This window comes from Flavobacterium facile (assembly GCF_036321945.1).
Classification (GTDB): Bacteria; Bacteroidota; Bacteroidia; order Flavobacteriales; family Flavobacteriaceae; genus Flavobacterium; species Flavobacterium facile.
Map to the genome: position 1 here is coordinate 430,744 of NZ_JAZAYT010000035.1, position 18,175 is coordinate 448,918.

16 protein-coding genes are annotated in these 18,175 nt (G+C 33.2%); 14 read left to right on the top strand and 2 right to left on the bottom strand.

Going from position 1 to position 18,175, the window contains the following annotated elements; all coding sequences use genetic code 11:
• Window position 1 precedes the first annotated feature (1 nt).
• From UEQ13_RS14490 to UEQ13_RS14520, 7 genes are all read left to right on the top strand, one after another.
• Window positions 2-619, top strand: a complete 618-nt coding sequence (locus UEQ13_RS14490; RefSeq protein WP_329807045.1) for a hypothetical protein — start codon at window positions 2-4, stop codon at window positions 617-619.
• Between the two features lie 56 nt (window positions 620-675).
• Window positions 676-1,785, top strand: a complete 1,110-nt coding sequence (locus UEQ13_RS14495) for a cupin domain-containing protein (RefSeq protein ID WP_329807046.1) — start codon at window positions 676-678, stop codon at window positions 1,783-1,785.
• Between the two features lie 55 nt (window positions 1,786-1,840).
• Window positions 1,841-2,749, top strand: a complete 909-nt coding sequence (locus UEQ13_RS14500) for a fumarylacetoacetate hydrolase family protein (protein ID WP_329807047.1) — start codon at window positions 1,841-1,843, stop codon at window positions 2,747-2,749.
• Between the two features lie 70 nt (window positions 2,750-2,819).
• Window positions 2,820-3,569: a maleate cis-trans isomerase family protein gene (locus UEQ13_RS14505; protein ID WP_329807049.1), complete on the top strand. Its 750-nt coding sequence runs from the start codon at window positions 2,820-2,822 to the stop codon at window positions 3,567-3,569.
• Window positions 3,570-3,666: 97 nt separating this feature from the next.
• Window positions 3,667-4,560, top strand: a complete 894-nt coding sequence (locus tag UEQ13_RS14510; RefSeq protein ID WP_329807050.1) for a J domain-containing protein — start codon at window positions 3,667-3,669, stop codon at window positions 4,558-4,560.
• Between the two features lie 7 nt (window positions 4,561-4,567).
• Window positions 4,568-4,858, top strand: coding sequence for a chaperone modulator CbpM (locus tag UEQ13_RS14515; protein ID WP_166128977.1), 291 nt, complete (start codon window positions 4,568-4,570; stop codon window positions 4,856-4,858).
• Between the two features lie 260 nt (window positions 4,859-5,118).
• Window positions 5,119-5,355, top strand: a complete 237-nt coding sequence (locus tag UEQ13_RS14520) for a 4a-hydroxytetrahydrobiopterin dehydratase (protein ID WP_329807052.1) — start codon at window positions 5,119-5,121, stop codon at window positions 5,353-5,355.
• A 185-nt stretch (window positions 5,356-5,540) separates the two neighbouring features.
• Here the strand turns inward: UEQ13_RS14520 and UEQ13_RS14525 are convergent, their stop codons facing one another.
• Window positions 5,541-7,739: a TonB-dependent receptor plug domain-containing protein gene (locus UEQ13_RS14525; RefSeq protein ID WP_329807054.1), complete on the bottom strand. Its 2,199-nt coding sequence runs from the start codon at window positions 7,737-7,739 to the stop codon at window positions 5,541-5,543.
• A 56-nt stretch (window positions 7,740-7,795) separates the two neighbouring features.
• Window positions 7,796-8,188, bottom strand: a complete 393-nt coding sequence (locus tag UEQ13_RS14530; RefSeq protein ID WP_329807055.1) for an SPOR domain-containing protein — start codon at window positions 8,186-8,188, stop codon at window positions 7,796-7,798.
• A 206-nt stretch (window positions 8,189-8,394) separates the two neighbouring features.
• Here UEQ13_RS14530 and UEQ13_RS14535 point away from each other — a divergent pair, with 206 nt between their 5' ends.
• The 7 genes from UEQ13_RS14535 to UEQ13_RS14565 are packed head-to-tail and all read left to right on the top strand — an operon-like array spanning window position 8,395 to window position 18,150.
• On the top strand, window positions 8,395-9,726 hold the full coding sequence (locus tag UEQ13_RS14535) for a cytochrome c3 family protein (RefSeq protein ID WP_329807056.1): 1,332 nt from the start codon (window positions 8,395-8,397) through the stop codon (window positions 9,724-9,726).
• A gap of 31 nt (window positions 9,727-9,757) precedes the next feature.
• Window positions 9,758-12,823, top strand: coding sequence for a TAT-variant-translocated molybdopterin oxidoreductase (locus UEQ13_RS14540; RefSeq protein ID WP_329807057.1), 3,066 nt, complete (start codon window positions 9,758-9,760; stop codon window positions 12,821-12,823).
• Window positions 12,824-12,849: 26 nt separating this feature from the next.
• Complete coding sequence (nrfD, locus tag UEQ13_RS14545; RefSeq protein ID WP_329807248.1) at window positions 12,850-14,289, top strand: NrfD/PsrC family molybdoenzyme membrane anchor subunit; 1,440 nt, start codon at window positions 12,850-12,852, stop codon at window positions 14,287-14,289.
• An 11-nt stretch (window positions 14,290-14,300) separates the two neighbouring features.
• Window positions 14,301-14,825 carry a DUF3341 domain-containing protein gene (locus UEQ13_RS14550; RefSeq protein ID WP_329807058.1) on the top strand — a complete coding sequence of 175 codons (525 nt, stop codon included), beginning with the start codon at window positions 14,301-14,303 and terminating at the stop codon, window positions 14,823-14,825.
• A gap of 5 nt (window positions 14,826-14,830) precedes the next feature.
• Entirely contained in the window at window positions 14,831-15,391 is a 561-nt protein-coding gene (locus UEQ13_RS14555) for a c-type cytochrome (protein ID WP_329807059.1), read from the top strand.
• 27 nt (window positions 15,392-15,418) lie between these two features.
• On the top strand, window positions 15,419-16,966 hold the full coding sequence (locus tag UEQ13_RS14560; RefSeq protein ID WP_329807060.1) for a quinol:cytochrome C oxidoreductase: 1,548 nt from the start codon (window positions 15,419-15,421) through the stop codon (window positions 16,964-16,966).
• 23 nt (window positions 16,967-16,989) lie between these two features.
• Window positions 16,990-18,150: a cytochrome c oxidase subunit II gene (locus tag UEQ13_RS14565; protein WP_329807061.1), complete on the top strand. Its 1,161-nt coding sequence runs from the start codon at window positions 16,990-16,992 to the stop codon at window positions 18,148-18,150.
• Window positions 18,151-18,175: the final 25 nt, after the last annotated feature.

The following is an 18,175-nucleotide window of genomic DNA, read 5'->3' on the forward strand; positions in this document are numbered from 1 at the left end:
AATGAAAAATTACAAGCCAATACCACTTGAAAAAGGAAATTATTACCACATTTATAATCGTGGCAATAATAGTATTGATGTTTTTTATGATGCTGAGAGTTATTATCATTTTTTAAGATTATATGATAAATATATTTCTCCAATTGCTGATACATATGCTTGGTGTTTGTTAAAAAATCATTTTCATATTTTAGTTTATGTAAGATTGGAAAATGAAATTGAATTTGAAAAATTAGAATATTCAACTATAGAAAAACCAAAATCTATTGAACCATCAAAACAGTTTGGCTATTTGTTTAATGCTTATACACAAGCTATAAATAAAAAATTCAATAGAACCGGAGGTTTGTTTGAAAAACCCTTTGAAAGAAAAGTAATTACTTCTGATAAGTATTTACAAAATGTTATTTATTATATACACAATAACCCAGTTCAGCACGGTTTTGTTAAACAAGCTAATTTATATCCTTGGTCATCTTACGATTCCGTTTTGTCTGAAAAGCCGACTAAATTAAAAAGGGATGAAATTATAGATATTTATGGCAGTAAAGAAGAATTTGTAAATTATCATAATATCAAACAAGATTTAAATGAAATTGCTAATTTTATTATAGAATAAATTATTTACTAACTCCGACAGAGTTCGAAACTCTGTCGGAGTTTAACAATGAAAATATGGAAGATAAATTTTCAGATGACCAAATTGGTCGTGCCAGAGTACAAGATTCACCAGAATTAGTTGCGTATTATAAAGAATTAGAAACACTTGGCGCTGGTGCATTGTGGACAGTTGCCAACGATATTGAACCATGGGAACCAAGAAGTTCATCAGTTCCAATGCTTTGGAAATATGACGATTTACGTGAATTCGTTTTAAAATCATCAGAATTAGTTACGCCAGAACAAGCGGGAAGACGTGTAGTTTATTTGGTAAATGACAAACGTAAAGATGTTTCGGCAGCTGTTGGTTGGTTGTATACTGGAATTCAAGTCACTCGCCCTGGTGAAAGTACTTCTGCGCATAAACATAAAGCTTCAGCTCTTCGATTTATTATGGAAGGCGAAGGCGGTTATACTGTGGTGGATGGAAATAAAATCACTTTTGAAGTGAATGATTTCGTAATTACACCTAATTCAACTTGGCATGAACACGGTGTTGCTGAAAATGGTAAAACCTGTATCTGGCAAGATGGATTAGATATTCCATTAGTAAATGCGTTGGAAGCGAATGATTATGCGGTGTATGATGGAAAACAACCACTTGAAAAACCGTTGAATTATTCTCCAATCGTTTATGGTTGTGCCGGATTAATTCCAGCTGATACAACTTGGGATAAACCGTATTCGCCCTTATTCAAATATTCTTGGAAAAATGTTTATCCAGCACTTTTAGAAACGCAAAAAGTAACGGAAGTCAATCCGTTTGATGGAATTTTTATGCAATATTCGAATCCATTAACTGGTGGACACGTCATGCAAACGATGGGAGCAGCTATGCAATTATTACCAGCTGGTTTTAAAGGAAAAGCGCATAAACATACAGGTTCGTTTGTATATCAATGTGCAAAAGGAAAAGGATATTCAATCATTAACGGAAAACGATACGATTGGAAAGAAAGAGATATTTTCTGCGTTCCATCTTGGGCTTGGCACGAACATCACAATTTATCAGAAACGGAAGACGCCTGCTTATTCCAATTCAACGATTTACCAGTAATTGAAAGTTTAGGTTTATTCCAATCTAGAGAATTAGAAGAAAATAACGGACACCAACAAATACAATAACAATAGTAAAACAATTTAGGTCAACTTTAAACCTGAAACTTGAAACAAAAATATAATGAAACTACTTACTTACAAAACACAAGACACTGAACCAAGATTAGGTTTTTTACATAACAATCAAGTTGTGGATATGGAAGATTTTGGAGAAATTTCTAACTTTCCATTACCAAATGATATGTTGGATTTAATTGATATGGGATTTGAAATTATTGCTGAAATCACAGAATTAATTTCGGAAACTGAAGAAAATTTCTTCGAAGAAATCTCTTATGAATTAGACGAAGTGACTTTCTTAGCACCCATCGAAAAACCAAGAAAAAATATCATCGGAATTGGTTTAAATTACACAGAACACGTGGCAGAAAGCGCAAGAACTTTAGATACAACAGGAAAATTACCTGCTAAACCAATTATTTTTTCGAAACCACCAACAACAGTTACAGCTACGAATACAGAAATAATTAAAAACACTAAATTAACTTCTCAATTAGATTGGGAATGTGAATTGGCTGTTATTATTAGTAAAAAAGGGAAATATGTAGCTAAAGAAGACGCATTAGATTACGTTTTTGGATATACTGTAATTAACGATATTTCTGCACGTGATTGTCGTCGTGAAGGACAATGGATTGTATCAAAAGGTCAAGATACTTTTGCGCCAATGGGTCCGGTTTTAGTGACAAGAGACGAAATTGAAAATCCACACAACTTAAATTTAACGTTAAAAGTAAATGGTGTGGAGAAACAGAGTTCTAACACAAAATTTATGTTATTTAATATCAATGATTTAATTGAAGATTTAAGTGTTATTTTCACTTTAGAACCAGGAGATATTATCGCAACAGGAACGCCAGCTGGAGTTGGAGCCGGAAGAAATCCACAAGAATGGATGTATGATGGCGATGTGGTAGAAGCGACGGTAGAAGGAATCGGAACGATTGTAAATACGATTAAAGAAATATAAAAGAGTGTTCAGTTAAAAACTTTGCGAACCTTGCGAAAACCTTAGCGTCTTTGCGGTAAAATAAAAAAATATGAGAAAATACAGAATAGGACAAATAGTTCCATCCTCAAACGTAACGATGGAAACCGAAATACCAGCCATTTTTCGCTCACGCGAAACCATTTTACCAGAACGTTTTACATTTCACAGTAGTAGAATGCGTATGAAAAAAGTGACCAAAGAAGAATTGGAAGCGATGGATGCGATGAGTTTAAAATGTGCCCAAGAATTATCGGATGCTCACGTCGACGTGATGGGTTATGCTTGTTTAGTGGCGATTATGAGTATGGGAAGAGGCTATCATTGTGTTTCAGAAGTAAATTTACATCAGGAAACTGTAGCTAATGATTTTCCAACGCCAATTGTAACTTCTGCTGGTGCTTTAATTAATGGTTTAAAGGTTTTAGGTGCGAAACAAATTTCAATCATCACACCTTATATGCGACCATTAACGGATATGGTGGTGGATTATATCGAAAATCAAGGAATAAAAGTAAAACAAAGTATTGCTTTAGAAATTCCAGATAATTTAGAAGTGGCGGCTCAAAATCCATTGAATCTTTTGGAAATTTACAAACAATTAGACCTAACTGATGTAGACGTTTTGGTAGCTTCAGCTTGTGTGCAAATGCCATCGTTAGAAGCCATTGATTTAATTCAAGCGGAATGTGGAATTCCCGTAACTTCTGCAGCCGTTTGTACAACATATGAAATGATGAAAAAGCTTGGAATCGAACCAAAATCAGCTATTGGTGGTGAATTGTTAAATGGGAAATATTAGCACATAATCTTGTAATATTTTTTTAAAGAAAGATCACTTGTTTTTCGTAAATTTACTATAACCTATTAACCGTTAATTTGTTTAATTCACTGCTGTTATGGAATTTATTGATTATTATAAAGTACTGGGTGTGTCTAAAGATGCAACAAGTGATGAAATAAAAAAAGCATATCGAAAATTAGCTAGAAAATTGCATCCCGACATTAATCCTAGCGATAAAGAAGCACATGCAAAGTTTCAACAACTTAATGAAGCTAATGAAGTTTTAAGCCATCTCGAAAAAAGAAAGAAATACGATAAATACGGTAAAGATTGGGAAAATGGCGAAGAGTATGAAAAATACCAACAACAGCAAAGATCCAATTCCGGTAGACAACAACAAGCTAATGCTGATTTTGGTGGAGAAGATTTTTCTGATTTTTTCTCTTCTATGTTCGGAAATCAAGAGCGCGGTGGAAGAGCTCAAACTAAATATAGAGGTCAAGACATTCAAGCCAAGCTTCAAATAGATGTTAAAGAAGCGTATACCACTCATAAAAAGGAATTTACAGTTAACGGGAAAAGCATACGAATAACTATTCCGGCTGGAATTGAAGATCAGCAAACCATAAAAATTAGTGGTTATGGTAGTCCAGGAATAAATAATGGTCCAAATGGCGATTTGTATATTACTTTCTCCGTTTCAAATACGAGTTTGTTTAAACGAGTTGGAAACGACTTGTTTTTAACGCATAACTTAGATTTATATGCTGCTGTTTTAGGTGGCGATGTTACCATTTCAGATTTTAATCAAGCTAAATTAAAATTAAAAGTTGCACCTGGAACTCAAAACGGCACAAAAGTAAGATTGAAAGGAAAAGGTTTTCCTGTTTATAAAAAAGAAGATCAATTTGGAGATTTGTACATCACCTACAATGTTGTGATTCCAACAAATCTTTCAGAGAAAGAAATAGAATTGTTCCATGAATTAGCAAATTCTGTAAATAAATAAAACAACTATGGAAACTCAAGAATTAATCATAGTCGACGTGTTTTGTCAGGAATACCAAATTGAAATTAATCTAATTAATGATTTAGAATCCTTTGGTTTGATCGAAACTATTGTGCATAACGAAAATAAATATTTGGATAAAAACCAATTAGTTTATGTGGAGAAAATTATTCGGTTGCACAATGATTTAAACATTAATAAAGAAGGTATTGAAATTATTTTAGATCTTCTTGAAAAGGAAAAACAATTGCTTTTAGAAATCAAATATTTGAAGAATCGTTTGGGTTTATATGAGTAATCTTTTTACATAGTTCTTATTTTTAGTTACGAAATTGTGCTTAACTCCAATATTATTGCCTCTTCAGGTTGCTTTTATGTTAGTTTTAGAAACTCTAGACACTATAGAAATTGTAGTTCAAAGTACAATGAATTCATTGGGAATCTACAAAAAACTGAATTGACCGCAGTTTGTACTACTTTTGAAATGATGAAGAAACTTAGCATCTAAACCAAATAGGGAATAGATGGAGAACTACTAAACAGTAAAAACTAAATAGTATGGAATGGATTGTAATTGAAGGAAAACTAGTAAATAATTTTAAGTTTAAATCTCAAACAGAATTGGCGCAATTTCTTTTAAAAGTGGCTAATTATGCTGATGAAATTAACCATCACCCTGATTGTAAAATCCATAAAGCCTTTCAATTGGAAATCACTTTATATAGTCACGACCAAAATAAAATAACCGATTTAGATTACCAATTAGCAGAAAAAATTGATAGTTTGTTTCATTAAAAAGTAAATCTATGAAAAATTTAATTGCCTTTTTTGCGGCTTTTTTTGCCTCTAAGAAAACAAATTTTGGATGTTTTGGAACAATAATAGTGTTTATTGTTGTGTATTATTTAGTAAAGAAAATTTTATAATTACAAAAAGGAGTTCCATTTTGAACTCCTTTTTTGATATTGTATTTGTGGTCATTAAAAACTATACTTTGCTCCACCATAAATATTTCTTCCACCAGCGTTAATTCCTGATGCGAAATTTCTATACTGTGTATCTAAGATGTTTTCCATTCCTGCAAATAAAGTAAAACCATACATTGCTTTCGTTGCAGCTTTAAAGTTATAAGTTTCCCAAGCTGGCATTCCGCCTTTAGGTGCATACACTAAATTATCTTCTCCACTTGTAGAATAGTCTTTTAAGTATTTTTTACCATTGAATAACATATACACTTCAAAAGTAGCCCATTTTGGCGCGAAATTAAATCCTAATTTCCCAAAATACGGAGGAATGTGATCTAAAGGTCTTTTGTTTCCTGAAGTGGTAACTCTACCTAAAGTAACATTGTAGGAACCGTTAAATTGTAAGTTTCTAGCAATTGTTGTTTTAATATTTCCATTAACTCCAGTTACAAATGCTTTACCTAAATTCTGGTTTGCAATTACATTTCTAACATCACCGCCACCAAAATCATAAGTACTAGATCCATTAAACGTAAATTCATCCGTTACAATAGCATCGAATAATTGTGTGTAAAAGTAAGTAGCATCAAATTGATGTTTGCTTGTTTTAGATTTCAATACAAATCCTAAATCTCCTGTGATAGTTTGTTCTGGTTTTAAATCTTTGTTAGGCACGATTAAAGTTCCAGCTCCAGATTCAAATATTTTAGCTAAATCATCAATGTTTGGAACTCTAAATCCTGAACTTATATTCGTTTTAATGATAAAATTTTCAGAAGTATTATGTACTAAACCAATGTTTCCACTATAAGTAAAATTTTGTTGTTTAATTTCTGTAAACGGTAAATTAAATATAGAATTGTCAGCAATAGTGCTATTTAAAGTCGCATAACCTGCTCTAGCACCAATTGTAAAATTTGTTTCTTTATATCTGTTTGAAGAATACGAAACGTAAATGTCATTACGCATCATGTTGTTTTGCCCGTTTGGATATCTCGTATCTAAGGGAACAACAATTCCAGTTTTAATATTGGTTTTTTCAGCTGTTGATTTTAAATCATCATAATAGTTTTCAATACCGTAGTATAAATTTCCTTTTTTTAATTTGGTTTCGAAATTTGCAGCTATCGAATAAACGGCTACTTTTTCAATTCTATTATTTCTGTTCGCTGACCCAAAATTTCTATTAATTCTGCTTTCTTCAACGTTTTGATATCCTGCATCCAATTTGAAATCTGTCTTATTAAATACATTTTCTTTTTCTAAGTTATATACTCCTAACAATCTTTTTTGCGGACCATAATACCATTCTGCACTTTTCAAGCCTGTTGAAGTTTTGTCAGTTAATCTATCATAGCGTGTTACATCTGTTGAAGTTGAATATTGAAAATTAGCACTATGTGTAAAACCACTTTTTGTTTTATAAGCTAATTTTTGCATGAAATTATATTGTTTATAACCAGTAGTTTTTTGCGTGTATTTATCACTATTTAGTGTTAAAACATCAGTACCGTTAATTGTTTCTACATAAAATGGACGCTCTCCAAAGAAATCACCATTATGATTTTTGGTTCTTCCCATTTTTAAATCGCCAAAATCATTATATGATAAGGCAGTTAACGAAGCAAAATTCGTAGTACCATAATTGATATCGAAATATTCTGATTTTTCTTCATTTACAGAAGAATATCTTGAGTTAACATTTCCAGATAAACCTTTTCCGAATTTGGCTCTTTTTGTAATCATATTTACAGACCCACCTAAGGCGTCACTACCATATAACGATGAGGTCGGGCCGAATTGAATTAAAGCAGTTTCTAAGAAGTTTTCGTCTACAGTAATTACGTTTTGTAAGTGTCCTGATCTGAATATTAAGTTGTTCATACGAACACCGTCTACTAAAAGCAATACTCTACTCGCTTCAAATCCTCTAATTACGGGGCTACCAGCTCCTTGTTGTGATTTTTGAACAAATAAAGCCCCTGAATTAGCCAACATATCGCCCGTGTTTTGGAAATTTTGAAATTCTATCTTTTCTTTTGAAATAATTTCAATTTGTGAAGGTGTTTGGTTTTTATCAATTGAAATTTTGTTAGAATTGATTTTAATCTCTTCAATGTTTTGCGTCTTAATTGTGTCAGTAACTTGTTGACTAAAAGACAATTGAGAGGTTAGTGCTATTAATCCAAAAAGGGATAAGTATTTCTTCTTCATATTAGTTAAGTTTGAAGAATTTATGTGTCAAAAATTATGCCAAAATTATGTTAAAATTATTTTTTATTAGGCTCGATAAGGACTGCTGTTGTGTATTTCTTTTTTATGGTAAGTAGTGCCTTTTCGGCTTCAATTTTACTCTTAAAACTTCCTACCCAAACTTTATAAGACGGATTGCTAAAAATGATAGTTCCATCAGTTTGAGAAAAGTCTTTTTTAAATGCAATCAGTGTTTTTTTTGATTCTTCTATGTTTCCGAAGAAGATTTGGATTTTAAATTTGTCATTTATAGTAATGGCTGAATTGTTTTTTCGCTTTTCAAGTAGTAATTTTTCAATTTTTTCGTCTTGTTCGATGTTACTTTTCTTGGTTTGTGAAAAAATATTTTGACTTGATAATAGGCAAACAAGTGAAAAAGAGAATAACGTGAAATTTTTTAATGTCTTCATAATGAATGGTATTTCTTGCAAATTTATTATTTTAGAATTAAATTATTAGCCTAAATCTTATTTAGAATTAAAATAAATTACATTTTAAGATAAATTTAAGGTTTTGATAATTATTCTAATGTTGTATTTTTGTCCAAGTTTTTAAAAAGTATGACAAAGCATTAGCTAAAATCATACCAAAATAAGTTTGATAATTAATTTTTAATATGAAAAAGTTGGGTAACCCTAAATCGTTTTCAAAAACTATCTTTTCTTTAGCGTTTTCTGCAATGTTTGCAGTGGGCGTTTCTGCGCAAGAAGCTGTTGCAGCTGCTGTGCCTGCTGCAGCTGCAGCGGCACCAGCAACTGGTTCAGGTGATCCAGTAAAAGGAAAAGAATTGTTTAACACTAATTGTGCCGCTTGTCACAAATTAGATGCAAAAATGACTGGTCCTGCATTGAGAGGTGTGGGCGATAAGTATGACAAAGAATGGTTGTACAAATGGGTCAAAAATAGTTCAGATCTTATTAAGTCTGGTGATGCTAAAGCTGTAAAAGTGTACGAAGAATTTGCGAAAGCAAATATGACGGCTTTTCCACAATTGTCAAATGGAGACATTGATAATATTGTAGCTTATGCTATGGAGCCTGCTCCTGTTGCTGAAGCTCCAAAAGCTGTTGCGGCTGAAGGTTCGGGAAGCTCAGAAGGTGGTCTTTCTAACAACTTAATTTTAGGTGTTTTAGCCTTTATATTAGGTGTTTTAGTATTTATGCTATTTACAGTTAAAAGATTATTGAAAAATGTAATTGAATCAAAAGGAATGGAAGTTCCTGAAGCACCAAAAGGATTGTCTTTCTGGAGTGCTTTAGTGAAAAACCAATTCTTGATGGTGGTTGCTGCGATCTTGTTCTTGTTGTCTTCTGCTTACTTTATGTATGGGTATTTCATGCAAATTGGAGTAGATAAAGGATATGAGCCAATTCAGCCAATTCATTATTCGCACAAAATTCACGCTGGTGAAAACGGTATTGATTGTAAATACTGTCACTCATCTGCAAGAGTTTCTAAAAACGCTGGTATTCCTTCGTTAAATGTGTGTATGAACTGTCATAAAAATATTGCTGAATTCCAAGGTTCTAAAGATTCTACTTATGTGGAATACACAAAAGAATTCTATACTGGAGAAATTCAAAAATTATATGATGCAGTTGGTTGGGATAAAGCGACTCAGAAATATACAGGAAAATCTAAACCAGTTAAATGGGTTAGAATTCATAATTTACCTGATTTCGTATACTTCAATCACTCTCAACACGTAACTGTTGGAGGTATTGAATGTCAAAAATGTCACGGTAAAGTAGAGTCATTTGAAGTGATGAAACAAGACCAACCATTAACAATGGGATGGTGTATTAACTGTCACAGAGAAACAAATGTGAAAGTTGAAGGTAATGGTTATTACGCAAAAATCCACGACCAATTAGCTAAGAAATTGGGTGTTACTAAGTTGACAGCTGCTCAAATGGGTGGTTTAGAATGTGGTAAGTGTCACTATTAATAATAATATAAGAAGTTAATATCTATATACAATGGCATCAAACAAAAAATACTGGAAAAGTGTTGAAGAACTAAATGAAAATAGTTCTATTGTTGAGGCGTTACAAAGCAACGAATTTGTAGAGCAAATTCCTGTTGATGAGTTTTTAGGTGATAAAGAAAATCTTTCTAATTCATCTACTTCGCGTCGTGACTTTTTAAAGTACGTTGGTTTCAGTACAGCTGCAGCATCTTTAGCGGCTTGTGAAGGGCCGGTAATCAAGTCAATTCCTTATGTGGTTCAACCAGAAGAAATTATCCCAGGTGTAGCAGATTATTATGCTACTACAATTGCGGATGGTTATGATTTCGCGAATATTTTAATAAAAACTCGTGAAGGTCGTCCAATTAAAGTTGAAAATAATTCTGCTGAAGGTTCAGTAACAGGAGCAAATGCGAGAGTACACGCTTCAGTTTTATCTTTATATGATAATTTAAGATTGAAAAATCCTAAAATTAACAAAAAAGAGGCTTCTTGGAATGAAGTAAACGCAAAAGTAAAAGCTAGTTTAACAGAAGCGAAAGCTAAAGGTGGTCAAGTAGTAGTTTTAACTAATACTACTGCAAGTCCTTCTACTGATAAATTAATTTCAGATTTAGTTACAAAATATACTAATGTAAAACATGTAGTGTATGATGCGATTTCTGATTCTAATGCCTTAGATGCTTTTCAAGGTGTTTACGGTTTTAGAGCTTTAGCAAATTATAACTTCGAAAAAGCAGATACTATTGTTTCTGTTGGTGCGGATATCTTAGGAGATTGGCAAGGTGGAGGTTATGATGCTGGATATTCAAAAGGACGTGTTCCGAAAAATGGAAAAATGTCTAAGCACATTCAAATCGAAGCAAATATGTCATTAGCTGGTGCTAATGCAGACAAAAGAATTCCTTTAACTATCGCAAATCAAAAATTAGCTTTAGTTAAATTATATAATGCAGTTACAGGTGCTGGTGTTTCAGTTGCTAGTGTTGGTGCTTTAGATAAAGAAGTAGAAAAAGCTGCTCAACAATTAAAAGCGGCTGGTTCTAAAGGAGTTGTTGTTACAGGTTTAGATGATTTTGATGCACAATATTTAGTATTAGGTATCAATTTAGCAATCAAGTCTGAAGCATTCAATCCTTCTGATGCTAAGTTAACTAGAAAAGGTGATGCAAAAGCTGTTGCTCAATTAGTAGCAGATATGAATGCTGGAAAAATTCACACATTAATTATGAGTGGCGTGAATCCAGTATATACATTAGCAAACTCAAAAGAATTTGTTTCTGGTTTAGGAAAAGTAAAATTATCTGTATCATTCTCTACTAAAGAAGATGAAACAGCTGTTAAAACTACTATCGCTGCTGCTGCAAGTCATTACTTAGAGTCTTGGAATGATGTATCTATTACTCGTTCAAACTACAGTATTGCTCAGCCAACAATCAGACCATTATTTAATACAAAACAATTTCAAGAAGCTTTATTGTCTTGGAATGATAATACAACTCCATATTACGATTTCTTAAAAGGATTTGCTGCTTCTAATTTAGGTGGTAAAACTTGGAATCAAGCAGTACATGATGGTTTTGTTGCTACTGCTGTTGGAAGTCTTTCTGCTCAAGGTGGTAACTTCGGAGCTTCTGCTTCAAAATTATCTTCAGCTAAATCTAATGGTTTAGATTTAGTATTGTACAGCAAAGTTGGAATGGGTGATGGACAACAAGCGAATAACCCATGGTTACAAGAGTTTCCAGATCCTATTACTAGAGTATCTTGGGATAACTATGTAACGGTTTCTAAAGCTGATGCTGAAAAGTTAAGTTTAGAAAACTTTAATGTGGCTAACGGAGGTTTAAACGGAAGTTATGTTACTATTAAAGTTGGAAATACTACTTTAGAAAATGTACCAGTAATTATTCAGCCAGGACAAGCAGTTGGTACTGTTGGTTTAGCTTTTGGTTACGGTAGAAAAGAAGCATTAAAAGATGAAATGCAAACAGGTGTAAATGCGTACACTTTATACGCTAACGCTAATGCAAATCAAAGCGCTACAGTTACTTTAGCTGATGGTGAACATGAATTTGCTTGTGTGCAATTACAAAGAACTTTAATGGGTAGAGGTGATATCGTAAAAGATACTACTTTATCTATTTTCAATAAAGCAAATGAAGCAGGTGATAAGGAAATTTACAATCCAACGCCAGTTGTTTCATTAGATCACAAAGAAGTAGCCGCTACATCTGTAGATTTATGGACTTCTTTTGATAGAACTACAGGTCATCACTTTAACTTATCTATCGATTTAAATTCTTGTACAGGTTGTGGAGCATGTGTTATCGCATGTCACGCTGAAAATAATGTACCAGTTGTTGGTAAATCAGAAGTAAGAAGAAGTCGTGATATGCATTGGTTAAGAATTGACAGATATTATTCTTCTGAAGAAACTTTCTCTGGTGATATTGTTAAGAAAGAAGACTCAAAAGGTTTAACGGGAACAGTTTCTGCATTACAAGAGATGGAAGATCCTTCAGTAAATCCACAGGTTGTTTTCCAGCCAGTTATGTGTCAGCACTGTAACCACGCTCCATGTGAGACGGTTTGTCCAGTAGCTGCTACATCACACTCTCGTCAAGGTCAAAACCATATGGCATACAACAGATGTGTTGGTACGCGTTACTGTGCTAACAACTGTCCTTATAAAGTACGTCGTTTCAACTGGTTCTTGTATAACAAGAATGATGAGTTTGATTACCACATGAATGACGATTTAGGTCGTATGGTATTAAATCCAGATGTGAATGTTCGTTCTCGTGGGGTTATGGAAAAATGTTCTATGTGTATCCAAATGACTCAAGCTACAATCTTAAAAGCGAAAAAAGAAGGAAAAGAAGTTGGTAAAGATGACTTCCAAACTGCTTGTTCAGCTGCTTGTACTTCAGTATCAATGAAATTTGGAGATGTTAACAATAAAGAATCTGACGTTGCTCAATTATTAGAGGACGATAGAATGTATCATTTATTAGAAAGCATTGGAACAAAACCTAACGTGATGTATCATGTTAAAGTTAGAAACGATAAATAATTATTAATAAGAAACACATATAAAGGATTATGTCTCATTACGAAGCACCCATTAGAAAACCTTTGGTTATTGGTGATAAATCTTATCACGATATAACTGTTGATGTGGCTCGCCCTGTTGAAGGAAGAGCAAACAAACTATGGTGGACAGTATTTTCAATAGCATTAGCCGCATTCCTTTGGGGATTAGGCTGTATGATATATACAATCACAACAGGTATTGGTACTTGGGGATTAAATAAAACAATTGGATGGGCTTGGGATATTACCAACTTCGTTTGGTGGGTAGGTATTGGTCACGCTGGTACACTTATCTCAGCTGTATTATTATTGTTCCGTCAAAAATGGAGAATGGCGATTAACCGTTCTGCAGAAGCGATGACAATTTTCTCAGTAGTTCAAGCAGGTTTATTCCCAATTATTCACATGGGTCGTCCATGGTTAGCATTTTGGGTTTTACCAATTCCAAATCAATTTGGATCATTATGGGTAAACTTTAACTCTCCATTATTATGGGACGTTTTCGCTATCTCTACGTATTTATCTGTATCATTAGTATTCTGGTGGACAGGTTTATTACCAGATTTCGCAATGTTAAGAGATAGAGCTGTTACTCCATTTACTAAAAGAGTTTATTCTATTCTTTCATTCGGTTGGAGTGGTAGAGCTAAAGATTGGCAACGTTTTGAAGAAGTTTCTTTAGTATTAGCTGGTTTAGCAACTCCTTTAGTACTTTCTGTACACACAATTGTATCTTTTGACTTCGCAACTTCTGTTATTCCAGGTTGGCATACAACTATCTTACCTCCATATTTCGTGGCTGGTGCAGTATTCTCAGGATTTGCCATGGTAAATACGTTATTAATTGTAATGCGTAAAGTATCGAGTTTAGAAGATTATATTACAGTACAACACATTGAATTGATGAACATCATTATTATGATTACAGGTTCTATCGTAGGTTGTGCATATATTACTGAATTATTTGTAGCTTGGTATTCTGGAGTAGAGTATGAACAATACGCTTTCCTAAACAGAGCAACAGGACCTTACTGGTGGTCATATTGGTTAATGATGACTTGTAACGTTTTCTCTCCACAATTTATGTGGTTCAAAAAATTAAGAACAAGTATTGCATTCTCTTTCATTATTTCTATTGTGGTAAACATTGGAATGTGGTTTGAACGTTTCGTAATTATCGTAACTTCATTACATAGAGATTACTTACCATCATCTTGGACAATGTTCCAACCAACTTTTGTTGATGCAGGTATTTTTATTGGAACTATCGGATTCTTCTTCGTATTATTCTTATTATATTCTAGAAGCTTCCCAGTTATTGCTCAAGCAGAAGTAAAAACAATCTTGAAATCTTCTGGAGATAATTTCAAAAGAGAAAGAGGAGATAGTAAACCACATCATGACAATCACGGACATGATGGACATGAAGGACACGATCATCATTAATATAAAGAATTATGAGTAATAAAGTAGTACACGCTATATATAACGACGATGATATTTTGTTAGCAGCAGTTCACAAAACTAAAGCCGCACATTATCACATTGAAGAAGTTTATACGCCATTTCCAGTTCACGGACTAGATAAAGCGATGGGCTTACCAGCAACAAGACTTGCAATTTGCGCATTTTTATACGGATTAGTTGGTATTTCTGTTGCCACAACAATGATGCGTTTTATAATGATTAAAGATTGGCCTCAAGATATTGGAGGTAAACCAAGTTTTAGTTATTTGCAAAATATGCCAGCTTTCGTTCCGATTATGTTCGAAATGACTGTGTTTTTTGCAGCCCACTTAATGGTTATCACTTTTTATATGAGAAGTAAATTATGGCCATTTAAACAAGCAGAAAATCCAGACGTAAGAACTACGGATGACCATTTCTTAATGGAAGTTGGAGTTCACGGTAATGAAGATGAATTAGTTTCTTTCTTCAAAAGTACTGGAGCAGTAGAAGTTAAAGTAATTGATAAGCATTAATAGGTATGAAAAGTATTTTAAATATATTGACATTAGTTGGAGCATCTTTGCTAATGACATCTTGTTTTGATAAATCTGCACCTAATTATCAGCTTTTTCCAAACATGTACGAACCAGTTTCTTATGAAACATACGGGGAATCAAATGTTTTTAACTCACCAACAGGTGAAAAAGGTAAAGTAAGTCAAATTCCACCAGCAGGAACAATTAAGCAAGGTTTTGTACCTTACGAGATTCCAAATACTCCTGAAGGTTACGCGGCTTCTAAAGAAAACGTTTCTCCTTTAACTGCAGATCAAATTGATGCAGAAAAAGGGAAAGAATTGTTTACTATTTACTGTGCAATTTGCCACGGTGAAGGCGGTGATGGAAAAGGAAATTTGGTAAAAAGAGAAAAATTTCTAGGTGTACCTAGTTATAAAGATAGAGTGGTTACTACAGGTAGTGTATTTCACGTTGTTACTTACGGTTTAAACTCAATGGGTTCACATGCAAATCAGTTGTCAAAAGAAGAAAGATGGCAAGTAGCTGATTATGTTATGAAACTTAAATCAGAATTAAAATAGTATTACTTTTTTGAAAAAAATAAAAATATGTACCAGTTTTCTAGTAGATTAAAAAGCTTTTCATTTGCCTTAATGGTATTAGGTATTTTAGGAATCGGTTACGGTTTCTGGACTGCACCTAAAACTAATGAAGATGTTGAAGCAATTTTAAAAGAGCAAGAAGCTCATCATGGTGGAGCACACCACGATACTCATGCAGCGGCCCCTCATTCTGAAGCTACTCATGATGCACATGCAAAAGTTGAAGAGCATGCTTCTCACGAAGCTACAACTCATAAAGCAGAAGGTGTTGATACTTTAAAACATGAAGTAGCTCATGTAATAGTTGATACTGCTGCTCATGCAGAAGCAGATTCTACTGCTGTAGTAATTGCTCCTGTTGTAACTAATCATAAAAGTGATGTTTACGTAAGTAAATTTCATAAAGAAACTGTTGATCACGCAGCAGAACACAAAGAACATGTGGAACACGTGAAACACCAATTACAAAACAAACCTTGGTCTGCTTTGTATGTAGCTTGTATTTTCTTTATGTTAATTGCAGTTGGTGCTTTAGCATTCTACGCTATTCAATGGGTAGCTCAAGCAGGCTGGTCTCCAATTTTGTTTAGAGTAATGGAAGGAATTACATCTTATGTTTTACCTGGTTCTATTATTTTTTTCGTATTGTTATTATTAGCAGGTTTCCATTTTAATCACATGTTCACATGGATGGTAGATGGTGTTGCAGATCCGAAAAGTCCTAATTACGACCACATTATTGCAGGTAAAACAGGTTTTTTAAATGTGCCATTTTTCTTAATTAGAGCGGTTATTTTCTTATTCGGTTGGAATTTATACAGATATGTATCTAGAAAAAATTCTATTAAATTAGATCAAACTAGAGATCAATCTTTCTTCAAGAAGAACTACAATGCTGCAGCTATGTTCTTAGTATTCTTTATTGTTTCAGAATCTATGATGTCTTGGGATTGGATTATGTCTGTTGACCCACACTGGTACAGTACTTTATTCGGTTGGTATGTATTTGCAAGTTTCTTTGTAAGTGGTATTACTGTTATTACATTAACTACTATTTATTTAAAAAATAAAGGTCTATTACCAGAAGTTAATAAATCTCATTTACATGATTTAGCTAAATTTATGTTTGGTATCAGTGTATTCTGGACATACTTATGGTTCTCACAATTTATGTTAATGTGGTATTCTAATATTCCTGAAGAAGTTACTTATTTCGTAACTCGTATTGAAAACTATAACTTACCTTTCTTCGGAATGGTTGTTATGAATTTCGTTTTCCCATTATTAATATTAATGAATGCCGACTTTAAACGCCTTCAATGGGTTGTGGTTATGGCTGGTATCGTAATATTAGCAGGTCACTATGTTGATTTCTTCAACATGATTATGCCTGCAACTGTTGGTGATCAATGGTTTATTGGTGTCTCTGAAATTAGTTCAGTACTTTTCTTCGCTGGATTGTTTATTTTTGTAGTGTTTACTGCACTTACAAAAGCGCCTTTATCGTCTGACGGTAATCCATATATAGAAGAAAGCAAGCATTTTCATTATTAATAATTAATTAACGAAATAAACAAATGAACGGTTTATTGATACTTTTAATCATAGTTTTATTAGGTATTGCAGCATGGCAATTATCTAAGATATTTAGTCTAACACAATTAGGAACGAAAAGAGATGACTCTGGAATTGCTAATGATAGAGACAACAATATAAATGGATATTTAATGTTTGCGTTTGTAGCATTTATATACATAGTTACAATTCTTTCTTTTGTAAAGTGTGGAAGTTTCGTGTTAGATACACCAGCTTCTGAACACGGAAAAGAAGTAGATAGTTTAATGAACATTTCGATGGTTATTATCTTTATTGTACAAACATTTACTCAGTTTTTATTACACTATTTTGCTTTTAAATATAGAGGTAAAGAAGGTCAAAAAGCGTTATACTTTGCAGATAATAACAAATTAGAAGCAATTTGGACAATCATTCCAGTTATCGTTTTAGCGGTATTAATTCTTTACGGATTATACACTTGGAATCAAATTATGTATGTTGACGAAGATGAAGTAGTAATCAATGTTGAATTATATGCTAAACAATTTGCTTGGGAAGCACGTTATTCAGGTGAAGACAATACTTTAGGTAAAGCCAATGTTCGTTACATTAAAGATGTAAACACACTTGGTGTGGATATGTCTGATCCTGCATCACAAGATGATAAAGTGGTAGCTGAAATTCACTTACCAGTTGGTAAAAAAGTACATTTCAGAATGCGTTCTCAAGACGTGTTACACTCAGCTTACATGCCTCACTTTAGAGCACAAATGAACTGTGTTCCAGGTATGGTTACTGAATTCGCTTTCATTCCTACACTTACAACTGCAGAAATGCGTGGTACAGCAATGATGATGAAAAAAGTGGATGGCATCAATAAGATTAGAGCTAAAAAGTCTCAAGCATTAGTTGCTGAAGGTAAACCGGCTTTAGAACCATATACATTTGATTACTTATTATTATGTAATAAAATTTGTGGAGCTTCCCACTACAACATGCAATTAAAAATTATTGTGGAGTCTGAAGCAGATTACAAAAAATGGTTAGCATCTCAAAAAACACTTGTAGCAACAATTAAAGAAGCAAATGCTCCTAAAGTTGATCCTGCTGCCAGTCCTGAAGCAGCTAAAGTTGTAGTAGATTCTACTAAAACTGTAGCAGAAGTAGTAGCAAAAAAATAAATTAAGATTCAAAAAATAATATAAT